General features: G+C 53.6%; 19 protein-coding genes. 5 read left to right on the forward strand and 14 right to left on the reverse strand.

Annotation, left to right across the window (positions count from 1 at the left end):
- Positions 1-277: 277 nt before the first annotated feature.
- Complete coding sequence (locus M1D70_RS27545) at positions 278-1,387, reverse strand: PEP-utilizing enzyme, TIM barrel domain protein (protein ID WP_456288468.1); 1,110 nt, start codon at positions 1,385-1,387, stop codon at positions 278-280.
- Between the two features lie 187 nt (positions 1,388-1,574).
- On the opposite strand from M1D70_RS27545, the gene M1D70_RS27550 reads away from it, so the two are divergent.
- A complete protein-coding gene (locus M1D70_RS27550; protein WP_456288469.1) occupies positions 1,575-1,982 on the forward strand; it encodes a nucleotidyltransferase domain-containing protein in 408 nt (135 codons plus the stop codon).
- On the forward strand, positions 1,979-2,191 hold the full coding sequence (locus M1D70_RS27555; RefSeq protein ID WP_456288470.1) for a hypothetical protein: 213 nt from the start codon (positions 1,979-1,981) through the stop codon (positions 2,189-2,191). Before M1D70_RS27550 ends, M1D70_RS27555 begins: the two co-directional genes overlap by 4 nt.
- An 86-nt stretch (positions 2,192-2,277) precedes the next feature.
- Here the strand turns inward: M1D70_RS27555 and M1D70_RS27560 are convergent, their stop codons facing one another.
- Complete coding sequence (locus M1D70_RS27560) at positions 2,278-3,570, reverse strand: homocysteine synthase (RefSeq protein ID WP_009594125.1); 1,293 nt, start codon at positions 3,568-3,570, stop codon at positions 2,278-2,280.
- 150 nt (positions 3,571-3,720) lie between these two features.
- Positions 3,721-4,548, reverse strand: a complete 828-nt coding sequence (locus tag M1D70_RS27565; RefSeq protein ID WP_009594055.1) for an SDR family NAD(P)-dependent oxidoreductase — start codon at positions 4,546-4,548, stop codon at positions 3,721-3,723.
- A 383-nt stretch (positions 4,549-4,931) separates the two neighbouring features.
- On the opposite strand from M1D70_RS27565, the gene M1D70_RS27570 reads away from it, so the two are divergent.
- Positions 4,932-5,048, forward strand: coding sequence for a DUF3949 domain-containing protein (locus M1D70_RS27570; protein ID WP_456288471.1), 117 nt, complete (start codon positions 4,932-4,934; stop codon positions 5,046-5,048).
- 75 nt (positions 5,049-5,123) lie between these two features.
- Here the strand turns inward: M1D70_RS27570 and M1D70_RS27575 are convergent, their stop codons facing one another.
- From M1D70_RS27575 to M1D70_RS27605, 7 genes are all read right to left on the reverse strand, one after another.
- Complete coding sequence (locus tag M1D70_RS27575) at positions 5,124-5,981, reverse strand: ATP-binding cassette domain-containing protein (RefSeq protein ID WP_009594050.1); 858 nt, start codon at positions 5,979-5,981, stop codon at positions 5,124-5,126.
- Entirely contained in the window at positions 5,974-6,816 is an 843-nt protein-coding gene (locus M1D70_RS27580; protein WP_456288472.1) for a hypothetical protein, read from the reverse strand. The genes M1D70_RS27575 and M1D70_RS27580 overlap by 8 nt, the downstream gene beginning before the upstream one ends.
- A complete protein-coding gene (locus M1D70_RS27585; protein ID WP_009594062.1) occupies positions 6,797-7,486 on the reverse strand; it encodes an RNA polymerase sigma factor in 690 nt (229 codons plus the stop codon). The genes M1D70_RS27580 and M1D70_RS27585 overlap by 20 nt, the downstream gene beginning before the upstream one ends.
- Positions 7,487-7,575: 89 nt before the next feature.
- Positions 7,576-9,777 carry an ABC transporter permease gene (locus M1D70_RS27590; protein ID WP_456288473.1) on the reverse strand — a complete coding sequence of 734 codons (2,202 nt, stop codon included), beginning with the start codon at positions 9,775-9,777 and terminating at the stop codon, positions 7,576-7,578.
- Positions 9,770-10,639: an ABC transporter ATP-binding protein gene (locus tag M1D70_RS27595; RefSeq protein WP_009594107.1), complete on the reverse strand. Its 870-nt coding sequence runs from the start codon at positions 10,637-10,639 to the stop codon at positions 9,770-9,772. The genes M1D70_RS27590 and M1D70_RS27595 overlap by 8 nt, the downstream gene beginning before the upstream one ends.
- Before the next feature lie 317 nt (positions 10,640-10,956).
- On the reverse strand, positions 10,957-11,862 hold the full coding sequence (locus tag M1D70_RS27600; RefSeq protein WP_456288474.1) for an aldo/keto reductase: 906 nt from the start codon (positions 11,860-11,862) through the stop codon (positions 10,957-10,959).
- 50 nt (positions 11,863-11,912) lie between these two features.
- Positions 11,913-12,707 carry a sulfite exporter TauE/SafE family protein gene (locus M1D70_RS27605; protein ID WP_009594117.1) on the reverse strand — a complete coding sequence of 265 codons (795 nt, stop codon included), beginning with the start codon at positions 12,705-12,707 and terminating at the stop codon, positions 11,913-11,915.
- 122 nt (positions 12,708-12,829) lie between these two features.
- Between M1D70_RS27605 and M1D70_RS27610 the strand changes: the two genes are divergently transcribed.
- On the forward strand, positions 12,830-13,015 hold the full coding sequence (locus M1D70_RS27610) for a hypothetical protein (protein ID WP_036673163.1): 186 nt from the start codon (positions 12,830-12,832) through the stop codon (positions 13,013-13,015).
- A 44-nt stretch (positions 13,016-13,059) separates the two neighbouring features.
- Here the strand turns inward: M1D70_RS27610 and M1D70_RS27615 are convergent, their stop codons facing one another.
- Both M1D70_RS27615 and M1D70_RS27620 read right to left on the reverse strand, forming a co-directional pair.
- Complete coding sequence (locus M1D70_RS27615; protein WP_009594076.1) at positions 13,060-13,614, reverse strand: hypothetical protein; 555 nt, start codon at positions 13,612-13,614, stop codon at positions 13,060-13,062.
- Complete coding sequence (locus M1D70_RS27620) at positions 13,611-14,513, reverse strand: hypothetical protein (RefSeq protein ID WP_009594082.1); 903 nt, start codon at positions 14,511-14,513, stop codon at positions 13,611-13,613. The genes M1D70_RS27615 and M1D70_RS27620 overlap by 4 nt, the downstream gene beginning before the upstream one ends.
- A 193-nt stretch (positions 14,514-14,706) precedes the next feature.
- Here M1D70_RS27620 and M1D70_RS27625 point away from each other — a divergent pair, with 193 nt between their 5' ends.
- Positions 14,707-15,048, forward strand: a complete 342-nt coding sequence (locus tag M1D70_RS27625) for a hypothetical protein (RefSeq protein WP_456288475.1) — start codon at positions 14,707-14,709, stop codon at positions 15,046-15,048.
- Positions 15,049-15,205: 157 nt separating this feature from the next.
- Here the strand turns inward: M1D70_RS27625 and M1D70_RS27630 are convergent, their stop codons facing one another.
- Positions 15,206-17,395 carry an alpha-galactosidase gene (locus M1D70_RS27630; protein WP_456288476.1) on the reverse strand — a complete coding sequence of 730 codons (2,190 nt, stop codon included), beginning with the start codon at positions 17,393-17,395 and terminating at the stop codon, positions 15,206-15,208.
- 47 nt (positions 17,396-17,442) lie between these two features.
- Positions 17,443-19,485: a beta-galactosidase gene (locus M1D70_RS27635; RefSeq protein ID WP_456288477.1), complete on the reverse strand. Its 2,043-nt coding sequence runs from the start codon at positions 19,483-19,485 to the stop codon at positions 17,443-17,445.
- Positions 19,486-19,551: the final 66 nt, after the last annotated feature.

Below are 19,551 nucleotides of genomic sequence, written 5' to 3' on the forward strand. Positions count from 1 at the left end.
GCCCCGGCTAGGCCGGAGCAGCATGCTAAATGAGAATGAGAATCATTTTTGAACTTATACAATTTATTTTCCTTCGTACAACTTTATATGTATCATACTCACTTTGCTTTCATTTGTAAACCATATTTTTCACGTCATTTTAAATTCTGAAGAGCACTATCGGAGTTGTTGTCCACACATATGAGACAGATGAGCTACCAAACGTAAAAAAAGTCCTAGCGATTTGTTCGCAAGGACCTCTCTTATGAACCAAACCGTATAAAGCGCTCTCATTCCATCAATCGATGATCGTGGAACATCTGCGCCGCATTTCCAATCTTGCGCCGGTTATCCGTATGGCCGCAAGTTCCGAAGAATGACAGCATACCTCGTGTATGCCCTGCCGGTACACCATCCGCAAATCCGCAGTGCCTACGCCATTGATCCGGAGCGTCAACTGCGGCTTCGTCCGTCTGATTCGACTGATCATCTCCGAGAACGCCGAGACCTTCTGACCTGCTTCATCCGATGATGCGGAATCTCCTATGCCTTCGCAATCGAATACCAGCACATCGGCCAAACGGGCAATCTCCGCCGCAGCCGACGGGCTCATTCCTTCGCCAAGCAACGCCCCGTAACGGATTCGGACAAAACGCTTCTGATCCATCAGCGTCTGCTCCGCCACTTCTTCGATAAAATTATGGATCGATATAAACTCATCCGCATGTGCCGGACGCACAGCCAACAGCTCTAAATGGCAGTCTATGCCTTCCGCCCCGCACTGCTCCATCGCCCGGAACAACGACTCGAGCTGAGCATCCTGCGCCTCGCGTAAATCCATCGTATTGGAAAGCCGGGCATCTTGCAGCAAACTGATCGCGCATCGGGCTCCGGCTGCCGCTTGAAACACCGACACCCAATACGTCACCCATAACATAATGAGTCTTCGTCTTAACAAAGCGCTCTTCTCCGCGCTCCGTGAATTCAGCCATGCCGAATATACCTCCTGCAGCAGGCCATGCTGCAAAGCATCCTCACCGCGTATCAGTCCGATTCCCTGAGCACCCTGCTCGAGATCACGTGTGATGGATTCAGGATCCGCGGATCGGCTCATGACTTTCAGTCTTCGGTTCCTGTCACTCCACCCCAGCAGTCGGGTCAAGGAAGGTCTGTCCGTGCCGTTATGACGAATCCCCGAAACCCTGAGGGCTTCTTCAATGTCATCAGGCGATGCCAGCAACAGCAATACCTCCTCATGGGTGACTCCTCCTGCCATAGCAAAATGCTTCAGCAGATCCGTCTCGGGAGAAAAATCGTTTGCCGTGATGTCCTCTGCTTCGATAAACTTCTTATCTTCCCATAAACGCTCTCCCAATTCACTGCCTGCTCCCCAATGCCTTTCCGTCATGGTTATCCTTCTACTCCCTTTCACCTTGAATTGGATAAACGCTTCTTTACAGGTTATTATGAAACAATTGGAAATATACAGCGCACGGGATAAACGCCGATCGAAAAAATATCCGCCCCCGACCATTTCCCGACCATTTATAATGGAGGAACGGGCCGAAGCGAGAGAACAAAGAGGAGGCATGGACATGCGAACCGATTATGACCATTGGGAACCCGTCAGCGTATCGGAGGCTGCCGGGATTTTTGCGAAAATCCCTGTTCATTGGTATATCGCAGGAGGATGGGCGTTAGATTTGCATTTGGGAGAGCAGACCAGAGAACACAGCGATACCGATATCCTGATCCATCGCGAAGAGCAGGCCGATGTTTACGCCGCCTTAGCCAAAGCTTGGACGCTGTACAAAGCCGATCAAGGAAACTTGTCGTTATGGGAAGAAGGCGAGTATCTGCATTCCGTCGGGGACGTATGGGTCAGCAGGAATGACAAAGCTCCATTTGCATTCCAGCTCATGTTGACGGAAACCGAACAGGATTGCTGGGTCTATCACCGGCAACCGTCGATCCGAAGACCGCTTCGCGCGATATCTTGTTGAAGACAGACCAAGGAATCCCCTACCTGAAGCCGGAAATACAACTCCTGTGTAAAGGAGGCAGCAGGAACATCCGCGATAAAGACGAGCGGGATTTCAGGACGGTCCTCCCCACCCTGGACCATGGGGCTGTTGAGTGGCTGGCCCAATCGCTCCGCACGCAATTTCCGGAAGGTCATCCCTGGATCGACTACATCGAATCAACGGGGTAACTGCCGTGTGGCATCACAAAAATAGGGCGCCTTCCCCCAATAGGGAAAGCGCCCTTTGTCTTACCTATCGATATAGCAGGATTGTCTTACTTCTGGCTGGCCGCAATCGCTTGTTCCAGATCGTACAAAATATCGTCGATGGACTCGGTCCCGATCGACAGACGCAGCAGTTCCGGATTGACGCCTGCTGTAAGCTGCTCGTCTTCGGACAGCTGCTGATGCGTCGTGCTGGCCGGATGGATGATAAGCGACTTGGAATCGCCAACATTGGCAAGGTGTGAGAACAGCTTCACATTCTCGATCACCTTCTGCCCTGCTGCTGCCCCGCCTTTAATGCCGAAGGTCAGAATGGCGCCTTGGCCCTTCGGCAGGTACTTTTGCGCCAGCTCATACGAAGGGTGGCTCGGCAGCCCTGCATAGCTGACCCATTCCACGGCTTCGTGATTCTCCAGATACTTGGCAACCTTCAGCGCATTCTCGCTATGGCGCTCCACCCGGAGATGCAGCGTTTCCAGCCCTTGAAGAAGCAGCCAGGAATTGAACGGGGACAGCGACGCGCCGATATCCCGCAGCAGCTGCACACGCGCTTTGATAATGTAGGCGATCGGGCCTACGGCCTCTGTATACACGACGCCATGATAGCTTGGATCCGGCTGCGTCAATCCTGGGAACTTGTCATTAGCGGTCCAATCGAATTTACCGCTATCGACAATGACCCCGCCGATGGAAGTGCCGTGGCCGCCGATGAATTTGGTCGCGGAATGAACGACGATATCCGCTCCATATTCAATCGGGCGCAGCAGATACGGGCTAGGGAACGTATTGTCGACGATCAGCGGAATGCCGTTCTCATGCGCGATGGCAGCAACGGCTTCCACGTCCAGCACATTCCCCTGCGGGTTGCCGATCGTTTCGGCGAACAGCGCCTTCGTCTTGCCGTTGATCGCTTGGCGGAAATTCTCCGGATCCGTGGAATCCACGAAATGGACCTTGATGCCCAGCTTCGCCAGCGTATTGGAAAATAAATTATAAGTGCCGCCATACAAACTCGAGGAGGAAACGATTTCATCACCTGCACCCGCAATGTTCAGAATGGAGAAGGTGATGGCTGCCTGCCCGGAAGATGTCGCCAGCGCTCCGGCCCCGCCTTCAAGCGCTGCAATCCGTTTCTCGAATACATCCGTGGTCGGGTTCATGATGCGCGTATAGATGTTGCCGAATTCTTTAAGCGCAAACAGATTAGCTGCGTGCTCGCTGTCTTTAAACCCGTAGGAAGTGGTCTGGTAAAGAGGGACCGCGCGGGATAATGTGGTCGGGTCAAGCTCCTGACCGGCGTGAACCGCTAGCGTTTCAATGGAAAATTGGCGTTCTTCTGACATGGGTATTTCCTCCCTTTTCTTCATATGGAAAGTATGATCATTTCATAATTTCTCCCATTCTCTCATACTTTCCTTCGTTTGAAAAGAGTAATACCCAACTAATTTCATCGGAATATAATATTTTATTCTGCATGAGATTTGAAAACCCCTTCATTCCTTCTCCTCTCGATAAACTTTACCCCACCCATAACCGGCTTCGGGGGACGTATCCTCGGGCATGCCCGGCAAGATCAGGCCGCCGTCAATACGAAGGTTAACGCCGGTAATGTAGGAAGCCGCATCCGAGCACAGCCAAGCGATGGCTTCCCCGATGTCCGAAGGCGTCCCCAATCGCCCCAGCGGGATTTTGCTGCCAAGCGGCTCTTCCTCCGCCGATTGCTCCGGCTTGTGAACCGTCGCACCCGGAGCGACGCAGTTCACCCGGATGCCATGCGGCGCCCATTCCAGCGCCAGCGATTGCGCCGCGCGGATCAGCGCCGCCTTCATGCCGCCGTAGATGCTGTCCTTCGGATAGGCCCTCTCTCCCCGGGAGGACGTAATGAAAATGACGTTTCCCGGAATTCCTTGGGCGATCATCTCCCGAACCGCATATTTGCTGAGCAGCATCGGCGCCCGGAAATCTAGATGCATCGTCATGTCCAGCGCATCCTCTTCTAGCTCCGTCAACTCGTCGTATAGACCGATACCGGCATTGTTCACCAGCAAATCGATCCGGCCGAATTCTTCCAGCGTCTTTCGTATCGTATTCTCCGCTTCGCTGCGAACGGTCAAATCGCTCTGAATAATAAGCGGCTCCTTGCCGTAGGTATGGCCGATGTCCTCCGCTACATCCACGATTCCTTCTTTGCTCGAATTGTAGGTCATCGCCAGCCGGTAGCCTTTTTCAGCCAGCACCTTGGCAATGCCTCGTCCGATTCCCGCGCCAGCGCCCGTTACCAGTGCCACCTTCTCCGTTCCCTGTTTACTTACGGTTCCCATGATTTCTCGCTCCCTTCCGAATTCATCCTTTCATGCCACAGTCGCTTGCCGCCGTTCAACGATGACGCGCACCGTGCCTACCCTTCCTTACCCTGTTCTGAAACGGATGATTGGCTTTCGATAGATAAAGTCGGCATAACGGGCGTTCATATGGTAAATATTTGAATCCATTCCGAGATTTATACGTAGTGTATATTAATATGGCTTTCCATATACGATAAACCAAAGGAGCGTGTGCGTATGAGTTCTGAGATGTGGATGATTGCGAGCGTTCTGGTCGCCGCATTCCTGATCATGATTCCCGTACAGTACCGGTATATTGCAGCGTTAAAGGAAGATCCCCGAAGGCGGGGGGGGGCGATCAGGAAACGTATTACAACAACATGTCGTTTCAAGAAGAACAGCTCCACTACAATACGCAAGTCTTGTTTTTGCCTTCCACCATGGTTGCTTCGTGGATTTATAATTGGAGGCATAAGAGCGGAAAAACGACCAGGTAGACGGCTTTAAACGGATGAAAACGCAAAAATCATCGCCCGAATGAAGGCGATGATTTTTCATGATCCAAGCTATACTCAGCCGCGTCTGGCTAATGCGTTCATATGTAGGAAAAAGGTGTCCTCTAAGGTAGGCGCCTTCTCCATGAACTCGGGACCCGGCTGCTTTTTCCCCATCAGCCTGACTCTCATCCGATGCTCCGTCATTTGAAAGTGAATCAGCAGCTCCTGCGGTATCCGCTCAAAGTCCTCCAAATCGATCTCGCCTTCCCAGACGCTGGAGGCCACATTCAGCTTCCATTGGGTCGGCGAACCGATATACCGGAGGCGGCCGCGGTGTATCCAGATGACGGTATCCGCCGCCTCTTCCCATTCGTTCAGCTCGTGGGCCGCAACGATCACCATACGGCCCCTGGCATATTTGGTCAGATATGTGATGAGAAATTTGCGCTCCTCCGCGTCCATGCCGTTCAAAGGCTCATCCAAGAACAGAAAGGACGGTGAGGCTAACAGCGCTTGTACGACGGCAATGCGCCGCTGCACCCCTTGCGACAAATTCTTGACCTTGCTCTTGCGGAAAGGCTCCAGCCGAAAGTCCGCCATCAGCCTGTCAATAGCCTCCGGATTAAACACGCCCTTCAATTCGGCCATATAGGTCAGCAGCTTGCCGACCTTCATATCCCCATACAGCTCGATATCCGCCGGAACATACCCGATTTGACTGCGGATCAGCGGCAAATGATCCCCTGCCCTGCGCCCGCTGTACAGTATATCGCCTGCATCGGGCGCCTGCAGCGTGGTCAGCAGCTCGATCAGGGTTGTTTTTCCGGCGCCGTTCGCCCCCACGATAAGGTTCAGGCCGGATTGAATCTCAGCTTTCTCGATTTCAAGCCGGTACGTGCCTGCCTGCCGTTCCAGTCCTTCCAGTCTAATCATTCGCCAATCTCCAGGCTCCGTTCAGCTTCAAGCTTCGTCCGTAGGAAGAAATCAGCAGAATCAAGCCGATCACAAGCAGGGACATGTCTGTCAGCATTTTGCCGCTCATGGAAACGCCGTGGTCCACGATCTGGCCCTGTATCACGATCCACATGCCGTACACCAACACCGCCGAGATCAGCGAATAGACCATGCCTTTGCGAAACAGCATATACATCGCGGCCCCTCCTGTCACCAGCAGAATGCCCATCCACTCCAGAATAAAGGGCCCGAATAAAAAGCGGGAGGATTCTGCTTGGATGGATCGAAGCCCGAGCGCAAGGGTACTGAGCAAGGCCATTCCGACGACGATGCCCGTCACGAGAAGCAGGCGGGTATACAAGACCAGTGCCGGCGGGTAAGGGGTCAGCGTCTCCACGGCCCGCATCCCTTTATCCCAGGTTCGACTGCTGAACAGCATCGATACGATCAGCAGCAGAGGGGTAATCAATGGAAAAATGCCGCCGGGCAAGCCGGCAAATTGATCAAGCGGATATTCCGGATCGATCAGCATGACCAGCATGCAGAATACCGCGCCTGCCGTGAGCAGAATGGATCTTTGATTCAATCGAATCTGGCTCCGAAGGATCTGTTTCAATGAGGGCGGGTCGACCTGCGGATTAAAATCCAGCTTGGGAGACTCGGGGTCAATCCGGAGCTGATTGAACTCCCCCTGAAGGGACGCGATGAGCCGGGCCGTCTCATCCGGTGTCGGCGACGGAAGAGCCGCGCGTCTGAGCGGGCCGCGAAGCTCGTCTTCAAGTCTTCTCAATTCATTATCGAATGGATGATCCATGGAGATACACCTCACTTTCTTTTACTTTGCTCTGCGAATCAGATTCTTCCGACTTGGAGCGGTTCCGTACCTGTTCCTGAGGACTCTTCTCCCGCGTCCTTCGGGACGAATGGACGGGAACCAAATCGGAATGCTCCATGGACAATGTTTTCTTCAGCTTTCTCAAGCCGTTATATAAATGCGTTTTGACCGTACTCAAGGGGAGGTCGACCAGGTCGGCGATTTCCTGCAGCTTCAGGTCATGAAAGAACCGAAGCGATATGACTTCCTGTTGTATATCGGGCAAGGTCTCGAGCGACGCCGCAATTTCGAGGGAAGTTTCCTGCCTTTCCACAAGCTCCTCCGCGCCCGGTTCAGGGTCGTATGCATCCGGCATCTCCTCACCCGCAAGACCTTCGGACCTGTAGGATGCGCTTTTCCAATAATCCTTGCACATATTTAGAGCGACGCGGTACAGCCAGGAGCGAACATGCTCGAGCGTCCCGTGCTGCTTCAGATGCCGTATGAGCCGGATAAAGGTTTCCTGAACGATATCCTGGGCCTTTTGCCTGTCGGCCAGCCTCTGGGTCGTATAACTGAGCAGCGGACCATGGTACCTCGTCACCAGCATTTCAAACGCTTCCTGGTCGCCGGCAGCCATGCGTTCGGACAGCTGCTGATCGGAAATCATGCCTATCCCCCCCTTTCTACATGCATTCTCATCTTCCGTTATAACTATTTCTCAATTATAACCGACCGCGTGCAGGTGCATAGTCGTCATTATTTGACATTCATCACGGCATCCCACTCCTGCTGCCACTCTTTGTACGTGATCGGGTTCTCCGGTCGTAAGGCCGGGTTGCGTTCGGTGTCGGGAAGCATCAGCCCCTGCCCATAAAACTGCACCAGCAGCTCTTTGACCTGATTCCCTCTACCTTCCTCCAGCGCCTTTCTAACCTGTCTGGCCATACTTATGCCTATTTGGTTTTGGGGATCCTCCCCGCTTCCGTTTTTGAACAGCAGCTGCTGTACCGACCGGAGATTTCCGTAAGCCGATCTTAATTGTTTATCGCTAAGCCCTTTCTCCTCCACGTAATACACATACCAGAAAAGACTGCTGATCTTCCCGCGCACGTCTCGTTCCGGATGCTCAAAATTATAATGGAACGCACCCTGGTTGCCGAACAGAATCGAGTTCATCCATTCGCCGGGCAAGTTAGCGAAGTTATAGGTGTAGTGGTTCGAGGACAGAATCAGGCGATGATTCACCTGAGGGTAATCAAAACCTTGACCCAAATACAAGATCTTCTCGACCCTGCTGTTGAACTCGGGTATCCATTCGGAAAAATAGTCATATTTCTTTTTCATATCCCTCAGCAGCGACACAGATGCCTTCTCCAGATAAGGCGTTGTCACGATGGTAACCGGGAGATCGTTCTGGTGGATTTCCTTCCAAAATTGTCCCCCGTACAGAGAGATATTCTGGTCGATCTCCCTGTCCTCAAACCGCTGGTAGCCCGGCTTCCGCTCCAGCTCTTTCATTCCTGTATACAAGGGTTGCGGATAACCCTCCACCACCAGCTTCATCTCTCCTACAGAGTAGCGCAGCTTGCCGTATTGCCAGCCCAGATAAACATATTTTGACGTAAGGTCTCCATTATCACTCTTTAAATATACCTCCTGATGACCCGGAAGCGGATACCAGGCCATATGTCCCTCCAGTTTAACTTCAGGCCCCACGCTATAGGCCGCAAATTCTTCATTGGAGTACCCGGCCATAAAATCCATCACCTTGCCCCTATATTCCAGCTCGGCTTGAAGGTCCCCTCCCTTGGCATCGCCAACCATCCTGATCGATATCCGCTCTCCCTGTCTGCGATAAGCAGCATCGATGCCCTGGAGTTGGACACGTTCAAGCTTGAACATTCGGTTCAAGGTTAACGGCAGCTGCCTCATGCCCGATATTTCGGAGGATGGTATCGTTAGCTTCGCCGTCACGCGAAGCTCGTCGTTTGGCAGCCGTTTCAGCTTGATGTCATAGGAAGACACATGATAGAAGGCAATATTTTCAGGATCATCGACATAAGAAATCGTCGGGTCTCCCAGCTTCGCATCAATTTGGGCATACCGTTCCGCCCAAAGCGTGCCGTAGGGCACGGCGGCGGCTGCCGTCAACACGACAGCCCCCAGCACGCCCAGCCACCCTGCCTTTTTCAGCATCGTGGGGCGCTTCGAGTTTAACAAGAACAAACACACCGTCAGCAGCAGGAACGTGAAGGCCAGCACGAACCAACGGGACAGCTGGATATCCTTGGATAGTAGGCCGTACCCCCAATTCTCATATTCAAACCGATTGGATTGAAGGAAGAATTGGTTAAGGTGAAACACTTGGGCCGGCATCCATCTTAATTCGCTGATGAAGTAAATTTCCATAAAAAACGTTCCAAACATCCATGCACAGAAACCGATCAAATACACGATCCGATTCGGTATGCTTGCCCCGAGGAGCATCGCTAGCGCGAGCGTCACCATATAGGAAACCTCATACTGCACCGCGAATTGCATCGTATGCACCATCGCGATATCACCGGCTATCCCCTGGCTGACCGACAGGATATAGAATATAACCGACGTCGAGAGGGTAAACAGGGAAAAGTACAGCAAGCTGACCGCATATTTCGACGACAGCAGGGTGAAGAAGGACACAGGCAGGCTGTGGTTCCATTCAAACGACCGACGGCGGACATCCCGCCGGATGGACAAGATGCCGATTAACATCGCCGTACCCAGCGTCATCGTATGACCCAGCATGTGAAAGGAATACGCAGCCGAGTACAAGTTATGATTCGGTCCGTTTCCGCTTGCCGCCTGCAGCATGATGACGATGAACAGAATCGCGTAGAGGACCGGAAGCGAGGCAAACAAGGGATTGCCGAACAAAAGCCGCAGCTCCAGCAGACTATGCCTCCACCACTTATGCATGGCGATCCCTCCGCAGCAGAGCCAGATAGCCGTCCTCCAGGGTCGGATCCGCCGGAAACGCGCCGGTCACTGGGGCCGCTGCACTGATAAACCGGCAAAGCACGCCTTCCGGTACCGTTCGAGTGGACACGACGGACATGGGATCCATCAAGGCAAATTCCTCATGCCCCATCACCGCTTCCCACACTTGTCCCTTTCCGCAGGCCTGCAGTTCGGCCAGGCTGCCGTTCATGGCCAATCTCCCCTTGTTCATTACGGCGATGCGGCGGCAGTTGCTCTCGATATCCGCTACGATATGAGTGGACAACAGGACCGTCCGGTCGATGCTGAAACGGGTTAACACATTCCGGAACCGGACACGCTCCTGGGGATCCAGCCCCGACGTCGGCTCGTCTACGATCAAAATATCCGGGGAACCGAGCAGCGCTTGGGCAATGCCCAATCTTTGCTTCATGCCCCCCGAGTACGTACGCACTTTTTTGTCCGCCTTCTCCTGAAGATTGACCATCTCAAGCAGCCTGGAGATCTCCTTCAACCTAGCGCTCCGGTCCGTGATCCCCTTCATGGCCGCCACATAATCCAGATAATCTCTGCCGGTCAGCTGCGGATAAATGTGAAAATGCTGCGGCAAATAACCGATCATCTGCCGAATCTCCTCCGGCCGTCCAAGGGATATTCCGTTCACCCTCACCTGCCCGGAGGTCGGCGTCAATAAGGTTGCCAGGATGCGCATTAAGGTTGTTTTTCCGGCGCCATTGGGTCCAAGCAGACCCGTCATGCCTTTATCCAATTGTAATGAAACATCCAAGAGCGCCCAAGCGCCCTTGCGATAGGTTTTTGATAGATGCTCAATGGTAATCATTCTAGAATCCTTTCACCATGTACGATTATGGCATAAGCCGCGCGGTTTACGTTCCTTGGAACGAACCATCGCCTCAAAAAGTTTGACATTCCCCAAGGTTTGACGCCAATTTATTGATAAAGTACAAATAAGGTACAAAAAAGCCCGTGATCCTAAGAGCGGATTGCGGGCATGAACTATTTCGCCTGACGTCAGGCTCTTATCCGGTTATTATAACATGCGGGAATGAGGTTCATCCGTAAATCTTCAAACCATAAATATTTCATGCCCCAAAAGATTAACGGGATAGACCATTCACACGCTTATCGCTCCCGGTGTTACCGATGTGCCTCATATTGGTTGGCGCGGCTGATCGCCTGGATCGATTGGATGTCCTGAGGCGATAAAGCTTCCAAATCCCCCGCAGCCAGGTTATGCAGCAGCTGCTCAAGCGAGCTTGCCCCGGGAATGGTGCAGGCAACAGCGGCATGGGCCAAAGCATAACGAATCGCCAGTTGGGACAAATCCCGGCCTCTTCCAAACGTTTCAAGCTTCTTGAGCACGTCAAGCAGCTCTTGTTTGCTGTAATCCAGGTATCCCTTCTCGGCTTTGGCTTGTCCTCGGTCCGACAAGATGCCGCGGGCAACGGGACCCCGGGCAATCGCGGATATTCCGTTCTCCTCAAGCAGATCAAGGACCGTTTCCTCCGGTCTCCGGTCCAGGATGCTGTACTGGCTCATGACGCTGACGATGTGGGATTTCGCGACATACTCGCGGATGACGTTCGGCCGGATGGACGATATGCCGTAATATCGAATCCACCCTTCCCGCTTCAATTCTTCAAAAGCTTCAATCGTCTCTTCGATCGGATCATCCAGCGTCCCCCCGTGAAGCTGGTACAGATCGATATAATCCGTACCCAGCCTGCGCAGACTGTCCTTAACGGCTGATTTGATGTAGTCCTTCGAAGGATCCCATACCCAGCCCTCCTGTCCCGGCACGCGGCGGTTGCCCACTTTGGTGGCGATGATGACGTCCTCACGTCGGCCCTGAACCGCTTTGCCAACCAGTTCCTCGTTGCGGCCTTCATCGTATAGGTCCGCCGTATCCAGAAAATTCACGCCTCGATCCAACGCTTCATGAATAAGCTTCACCGCTTGTCCTTCGTCCGTACCCAGCGACATGCAGCCCAGCCCGATTTCGCTTACATACAATTCCGAAGAGCCCAGCCGATTGGTTTTCATCGTTCATCTCCTCCTCTTCCATCATGATGAATAAGGTTCTACCTCTTTACTTACCCTAAAATATCGATCCAGATCTTGACCGCCGTCACCGCAATGAGAAGAGCCAAGGCGTACCGCAGCAGGCGGACGTTCATCTTGCGGCTGATAATCGCGCCGATGGGGGCACCCATCAAGCTTCCGGCAACGGCAAACAGGGACGGCCAAATCGGAATGTCGCCCGAGGCGATTTTGCCGATAACGCCCCCGACCGCGGACAGAAAGACGATCGCGAGCGAGGATGCGATGGTGATCCGCGTCGGGATCTTAAGAACCGTCAGCATAATGGGGATCAGGATAAAGGCGCCGCCGGCCCCGACGATTCCGGCAATGCCGCCGACAATAAAGGCCGCTCCCATCGCAATCCATTCATGGTAAGTCACCTCGCTCACCGATCTGTTCTCCATGGATGCCCGGGTCGGCACGATCATCAATAACACCGCGATCACCGCCAGAAATCCATAAATCACGTTAATCGTTCCGCTCGTCATAAGCATCGAGGAAAGGCTCCCGATCAGACTGCCAATCAAGGTACTGGCCCCCATCTGGATGACCAATCGCTTGTGAACGTACGACTCACCGCCGCGCGAACTCATCCGATTGGTTAGCATGCCTGACAAGGAAGCAAAAAATACCTGCAGCATACTGATGGATGCGACCTCCTTGGAGGTGAAGGCCTCCAGTCCAAACCAGGAAGGTACATATAGAAGCAAGGGGAAATTAATGATCGCCCCGCCTATTCCCAGCAACCCTGAGAAAAAAGAACCGATGATACCTATAAAGACCATGACTACAAGTTGCACTATCAAGGTGATCGATCTCCGTTCATTTGATATCGTTGCCGGGGCACATTGCTATTGAATGTGCCTCGCTGTTGATTTATAATAAACCCAAGTATTTGTATCGGAAATTGAGGAGGTGTGTGGTGATCATGTTGAATAAGCTGAAATCTCTATTCCAGGACCGATGCCCCGACTGCGAGCAGAAGCTGATCTCCAGGCAAGAAGACATGGCAACGATCAAGCACTGCCCGGATCATCACTACACCGAAGAAATATATAACCAGTTGGGCGTTACGATCGTGTATCATCCCAGCAAAGACAATGGTTCAACATGATTGATTTCATAATCGTTAACAAACCTGGGTATAGCGCTTTATTCCTAGATCTCGGTCGATTTCCGTACGGCAAGCCTGACCAGGAGCAGAACCGCGATCTCGGCCGCCATTACGATGAGCGAGCACAGAAAGAACACAAGGAACATATCGCCCGAATCCAGATTTAAAATGAATGGGTACACGATCAGCCACAGGAACTGTCCCGCCATAAATAAGTGCAGCCGGAAGCTTGCCTTGTGATCCAGTCCGGACGCGTTACCCGCGAAATGCGCCTGGATGCCTCTGCAAATTCCGTAAATCAATACGGTATGCAAGCAGAGGGCAGGCAGCTGGATCCATACATCCTTCGCGGATTGCACGGGTAAGCCGTCTATCCCCGCTTCGGTAAACCAAAACAATTGTAACACCGACCAGGCCATCAGCAGCCAAGCCGACAGATGCCCTGCCTTAAAATATCCGTTCAACTTCTGGAGCCGCCATAGTCCCGAAGCGATCAGCAGGTACCCGAGCATATCGGGCAACATATCCACCGAGTCCAGCTTAAAGTCGACAATTACAAACAACAGGCCCCAGCCCATACGCCCGTAAGCCCTAGTCATGGTGTCCTCCTGCTATCCCGGACAAATTCCGACAATTCTTGATCCGTCGGTCTCGGGTGATAGGGAATTACCGATTCTCCATGCCACTGGCGACCGCTTTCCTCCATAAAGGTTGTTTTCAATAGGAGTTGGTAAACCTGCATGCTCTTCTCAAGCGACGGCATATCAAATTGGTGGCTGATTCGAATGGAATCCCCTTTATGAATGTTAAGTGGAAGCTGAATCTCATCGATGAGCTCGCCTCTTAACTCGATGTGCGCTTCCGAAGGCTGCGACCGGTAGCTGGTACCTGGTATTTGACTTGAAATGTCGGCATAGATTCGGAGATGCCCCTCTAGAGCGATATCCAGCAGTTTCGAGGAGAACGCCGTTAACTGTACCGGACGCTTCACAACAGCGGAGTCGTATCCCGAATGATCGGAGGAAGATCCGCCGGATGTCCACGATATCGGATCTTGATCTTCCTGATGATATACGCCGGGCCAAACGTATATTTCCCCGACATTCACTTGCTCCGAGCTTCCGTCGGAATAAAGCGCGGTAACTTCCCGAATAAGAATCGGCTCCTCCAGCTTCTCTCCTGTCCCTTTTTTCTCAGGGGCATTTAAGTTCACCATCATTTTTCCTAAGTACTGCCTCTGATACTCCGCATATCGGGGATAGGGCGTCACGATCTGTCCAGGGTAACCTTCGATCCGGATGGAGCTCAACCTCTTATCTGCTTGTTTGTCCTCCACATAATACAAGTCGAATACGCGGCCTCCCCCTTCCCTTGTCTCCACATGATGCTCGAGGAATACCGTTCTTCCCAGTTGGTTGGCTTCGTAATACCAGACATTCCCGATCCAGCTGCAGGCTGCGAGCAGGATGGCGAGTACGTAATACCATTTCTTGCTCATGGCCCCTCCATATGTATCATGCGTTTGTTCCATATTCTTTAACTATCTTAACACGTAATATCGAAGAAGAGGGTTTGAACTGCGTTAATTTTTCCGTCTACTTCCCGCGGGAGAAACCCAGTCCGGATTGAAATAACGAACCCTATTCGTGGACAGACTAGTTGAAGCCACCCTAAAATCAAGGAAGGTGTCCATGATGAATCCATCGATCGAAGAGGTTACGAACTGGCTTCAATCCAATAGCAACCGCACGCTGCACATATCCAAGCAAGAAGAGAAGGATCAAGACCAGATTGAATTACGGCTGGAACGATTTGAACATCAGCAGCAGCAAGCGCAGTCCATCGACGGGTATGGAGATCGCCACGCTCTTCTGCTGCACGGCCCCGGCGTGGTCATTACGGCAGGCCACAAAGCCCCGCTGCCAAGCAATGCCTTCGTCATCGGGCTGGACGGGTTGACGGCCGCGGAGATTCAAGACCGTCAAGTGGTGCTCACAACGGAACGGGGTATTTATTCCATCACGGCGACCTGAATGCAGCCGGTAGAAACAGCAAGAACCGCCAGAGAGAGTGCTTCTCTGGCGGTTCTTTTGGCTTCTATGCAGCTTGATACAGCTTGATGCTGGATCAACCTTGATTTAACGTCGCGCTCGGGACGCAGATGGCTTCCGCAGGCTTTTAGTAAACAGCTTATACCCGTTCGAATCTCCAGATAAAGCTTTGGAAATCGCCGTGCATCGGCGGAACGGCCAAGCCGGCGTTCATCAGCCGGTCTCCGCCGTAGATGTTCCCGTCCTCAAGGCACTTGTAATCCCCTTCCGGATCCAGCCCCATCGTACGCAGCCACCGAATCGGCTCATTCGCCTCGCTTAAGATGCGGAAATAATACAGCACCGCTTCCGAGCGATCCTCGGAGACGATCGTCCAGGCCGCTTCATTCCCTTCGAACGGGTTCCGAAGGCGGTAGAAATCCCCGAACTGCACGAGGTGCCGAATCTCTTTGTACAGCTTTACCTGCTCGCGGACCTCCTCCTTCTCCTGTTCGCTGAAGGCCGTCAGGTCCAGCTCATAACCGAAATTGCCCGACATTGCCGCGTGTCCTCTCGTCCGCAGCGAAGTATTCCGGTGCACCTGATGATTCGGAACGGCGGACACATGCGCTCCCATGGAGCTAAGCGGATAAACCAGGCTCGTTCCGTATTGGATCTTCAATCGGCTGACGGCATCGGAGTTATCGCTTGTCCACGTCTGCGGCATGTAATACAGCATTCCCGGATCATAGCGTCCGCCGCCCCCGGAGCAGCTCTCGAACAAAATATGCGGGAACTCCGTCGTCAGCTGTTCCATCACCCTGTACAGACCGAGCATATAGCGATGGGCCGTTTCCCGCTGGCGCTCAGGCGGCAGCGCAGCAGATCCGATCTCCGTCATGTTCCGGTTCATGTCCCATTTCACGTAGGTGATCGGCGCGCTTCTCAGGATGCCGCGAACCATATCGGCCACCGCGTCGCCTACTTCCTCGCGGGAGAAGTCCAGGATCAGCTGCTGTCTCCCTTCCGTCCGCCGGCGTCCTTCCACGTGCAGGCACCAGTCGGGATGCTTACGGTACAGATCGCTGTCCGGCGATATCATTTCAGGCTCAAACCACAAGCCGAACTGCATATCCAGACCGCGGACCCTCTTCACGAGATCCTCGAGGCCGTCGGGCAGCTTGTTCTTGTCAACGACCCAATCCCCGAGGGAAGTCGTATCGTCGTTGCGCTTGCCGAACCATCCGTCGTCCAGCACGAACAGCTCGATGCCGAGATCCCGTCCCGCGCTTGCAATCTGCTCGATTTTATCGGCATTGAAGTTGAAGTAGGTTGCTTCCCAATTGTTCACCAGCACCGGGCGCGTGGCATCCCGGAATTGCCCCCGGCACAGCCTTGTGCGGTACATTTTATGATAGCGTCTGGACATGCCGCCGAGGCCCTCCGCCGAGAAGACCATCACCGCTTCCGGCGTCTGGAACGACTGTCCCGGCTCCAGCAGCCACGTGAAATCGAACGGATTCAATCCCATCGTGACCCGGGTCGTATCGTATTGGTCTACCTCGACCTGCGCGGAGAAGCTGCCGCTGTATACCAGACTGAAGCCGTACACCTCGCCGAACTCTTCGCCTGCCCCCTCGGACAGCAGCGCTAGGAACGGATTGTGGTTATGGCTGCTTGACCCCCTGCGGCTCTCGATGCCCTGCATGCCCGGGGATAGTCTTCTACGCTGCACATGGCGCTCTCTCGCCCATGCCCCATGGAGATGCAGCAGGTCATAACGGCTGTGATCCATATCCACGCTGGCGCTCATGGCACGCAGCAGCGTCATGTTCTCCTTGCTGTCGTTGCGGAAGGATACGGAGCGGGAAATAGCGTCAAACGCCTTCATGACCGTATAAGACAAATAAATCGTCAAACCGCTTACCCGATCAAACAGTTCCAGCTCCAGCGTATCCGCCTCGTCATCCTGTTCCGTGTATACGGCAGGCAAGCCCTCAAGCTTCGGCTTGCCGCTGTAGATCCGGTGACGGACATATTCGGCCTCGGTGACCGTGGTCCCGTTAGCCAGCTGTACCTGATATGCAGGCTGCCGAAAATCGCCGCTGCCATAGCCCGGGTATTCCTGAGGCAAACTGTCCAGGGAGAAGGAAGCATCCTCGCGAAACGGCGTCGGCGAAAAGGATGCTCTTCCCCTCCGTTCCAGTAATCCTAGGACGCGGTTATCGCGAATCCGGCGTCCCCAATAGGCATGCGCCGGATAAACGCCGCGCACCAGCTCAATCACATAACTTGACCGATCGCTCTGGAGATGGAATATCCCCAGATCTTCATGGAAATGTATACTCACTGCTTTTGCCCCCTAATCAAGGTCCGAGTAAGATCTCCTTGCTCTCTTTAAGACCGGGCGGCGGCAGCCCGTTCCAGAATCATGACGTCCCTTCCCGGAATCGTGACATGGCCCGTAACCTGCCGGCTGCCCAGGAGATCGAATGATTTGGCAGAACCTGCATCAAACGTCATCTCTTCGGCATTGTGGTTCAATATGAACAGATAGGAGTTTCCGTCCTTCACCCGCTCCACCACCTCTACCCCTTGTGGTGTATCCAGCAGCGGCTTCACGCCTTGTTCTTCGCACAGATTGGCAAGAAACCCTTGCAGGAACTGCGCATCCGGACTGCTGGCCACATAATAGGCCTGCCCTTCGCCAAACGCATTCTTCGTTAAAACAGGCGTGCCTTTATAGAAGTCGGATCCGTACTCAGCCAGAACCTCCGCCGTCTCCGCATGGATGACATCGCACAAAATTCCACATGGATAACTTCCACGCAGCGATCCCCAATCCTGCTTCATGTCGATCTGATTTTGCATTCCGGGCAGCAATGCATCGATTTCCTCAGCCCAAATGCCGGTCACGTTGCGCAGCTCGCCCGGATGACCTCCGAGGGTCACCAGATCGTTCTCATTGACGATGCCGCTGAAGAAGGTGGTCACAAAGGTTCCGCCCTGCGATACGAACCGCTCCACGCGCTGGGCTACGCCCGGCTTCACCATGTACATCACGGGGGCAATCACGATATCATACTTGCTTAGATCCTCTTCGACGCTGATGATATCGGTCTGGATATTCTGCTGATACAGCGCGTCATAATATTTATGAACCTCATCCACGTAGTTCAGGGCTTTGGAAGGTCCGCTTGACAGCTCCAGCGCCCAGCGGTTCTCCCAGTCGTACATGATCGCCACCTTGGCGTCCGAACGGGAGTCGAGCAGCTTGTCTCCGAGCTGCTGCAGCTCTTGCCCCAGCTCCGCGCACTCCCGGAAGACCCGGGTATGCTCATGTCCGACATGCTCAATCAATGCGCCGTGGAATTTCTCGCACGCCCCCACGGAACGGCGGAGCTGGAAGAACATGACCGTATCCGCGCCGTGCGCTACGGCCTGATAACTCCACAGCCGCATGACGCCGGGACGCTTCGCGGAGTTGTAGGGCGACCAGTTCTGGACGCTCGGGGTCTGCTCCATCAGCATGAACGGCTGTCCGCTTCTCAACCCGCGCATCAGGTTATGCGACATCGCCGTAAAGCTCACCGGCGTATCGATCGCGGGATAGTTGTCCCAGGACACCACATCCATATGCTTCGCCCACTCGAAGTAATCCAGCTCCGGATAAAAGCCCATCAGATTGGTGGTGACCGGAATATCCGGCGTGACCTTCTTCAGCTCATCTCTTTCCAGCCGGTAACATTGCAGCAGGCTGTCGGACTGGAAACGGCGGTAATCCAGCGATATTCCCTGGAAGAACGACCGGTTTCCGCCGAATTCCTCGCTGAGCGCATTCGGCACCACGATCTCGTCCCACTCGTAAAAGGTATGGCCCCAAAACCCGGTATTCCATGCGGCGTTCAGCTTATCGAGCGACCCGTAACGCTCTTTCAGCCAGACGCGGAACTGACGCTCGCAGTTGTCGCAATAACAATACCCGCCATACTCATTGGAGACGTGCCAGATGACCAGCGCCGGATGATCCTTATACCGTTCAGCCAGCTTGCGCGCCATCAGCACGGAATATTTGCGATAGGTCGGGCTGTTCGGACATGAATTATGGCGGCCGCCGAATTTGCGTTTGCGCCCATCGTAATCGACGCGCAGGATGTCCGGGTATTTCTTGGCCATCCAAGCAGGGTGTGCCCCCGTGCTGGTTGCCAAACAGACATGAACCTGCTCCTCCGCCAGACGATCCATAATTTCATCAAGCCACGCAAAATCATAGCTTTCCTCATCGCGCTGCGTTTTGGCCCAGGAGAATACATTGAGGGTCGCCACGTCGACGCCCGCCAGCTCGAACATCCGCAGGTCCTCTTCCATCGTTGCCTTGTCCCATTGCTCGGGGTTGTAGTCCCCGCCATACCATATCTTAGGAAAACGTTGATTAATCATAGAATTGCCTCCTTCATAGACTCTGCTATAGAAAAGAGGTACCACCCCTTATCTTGTCGGACAAGG

It is taken from the genome of Paenibacillus sp. AK002 (genome assembly GCF_053903045.1).

Coding starts and splice junctions, on each gene's coding strand:
- M1D70_RS27625 (WP_456288475.1), top strand. CDS start 14,707: ATGATGAATCCATCGATCGAAGAGGTTACGAACTGGCTTCAATCCAAT.
- M1D70_RS27635 (WP_456288477.1), bottom strand. CDS start 19,485: ATGATTAATCAACGTTTTCCTAAGATATGGTATGGCGGGGACTACAAC.
- M1D70_RS27620 (WP_009594082.1), bottom strand. CDS start 14,513: ATGAGCAAGAAATGGTATTACGTACTCGCCATCCTGCTCGCAGCCTGC.
- M1D70_RS27575 (WP_009594050.1), bottom strand. CDS start 5,981: ATGATTAGACTGGAAGGACTGGAACGGCAGGCAGGCACGTACCGGCTT.
- M1D70_RS27595 (WP_009594107.1), bottom strand. CDS start 10,639: ATGATTACCATTGAGCATCTATCAAAAACCTATCGCAAGGGCGCTTGG.
- M1D70_RS27585 (WP_009594062.1), bottom strand. CDS start 7,486: ATGATTTCCGATCAGCAGCTGTCCGAACGCATGGCTGCCGGCGACCAG.
- M1D70_RS27545 (WP_456288468.1), bottom strand. CDS start 1,387: ATGACGGAAAGGCATTGGGGAGCAGGCAGTGAATTGGGAGAGCGTTTA.
- M1D70_RS27580 (WP_456288472.1), bottom strand. CDS start 6,816: ATGGATCATCCATTCGATAATGAATTGAGAAGACTTGAAGACGAGCTT.
- M1D70_RS27610 (WP_036673163.1), top strand. CDS start 12,830: ATGTTGAATAAGCTGAAATCTCTATTCCAGGACCGATGCCCCGACTGC.
- M1D70_RS27615 (WP_009594076.1), bottom strand. CDS start 13,614: ATGACTAGGGCTTACGGGCGTATGGGCTGGGGCCTGTTGTTTGTAATT.
- M1D70_RS27570 (WP_456288471.1), top strand. CDS start 4,932: ATGTCGTTTCAAGAAGAACAGCTCCACTACAATACGCAAGTCTTGTTT.
- M1D70_RS27590 (WP_456288473.1), bottom strand. CDS start 9,777: ATGCATAAGTGGTGGAGGCATAGTCTGCTGGAGCTGCGGCTTTTGTTC.
- M1D70_RS27600 (WP_456288474.1), bottom strand. CDS start 11,862: ATGAAAACCAATCGGCTGGGCTCTTCGGAATTGTATGTAAGCGAAATC.
- M1D70_RS27565 (WP_009594055.1), bottom strand. CDS start 4,548: ATGGGAACCGTAAGTAAACAGGGAACGGAGAAGGTGGCACTGGTAACG.
- M1D70_RS27550 (WP_456288469.1), top strand. CDS start 1,575: ATGCGAACCGATTATGACCATTGGGAACCCGTCAGCGTATCGGAGGCT.
- M1D70_RS27560 (WP_009594125.1), bottom strand. CDS start 3,570: ATGTCAGAAGAACGCCAATTTTCCATTGAAACGCTAGCGGTTCACGCC.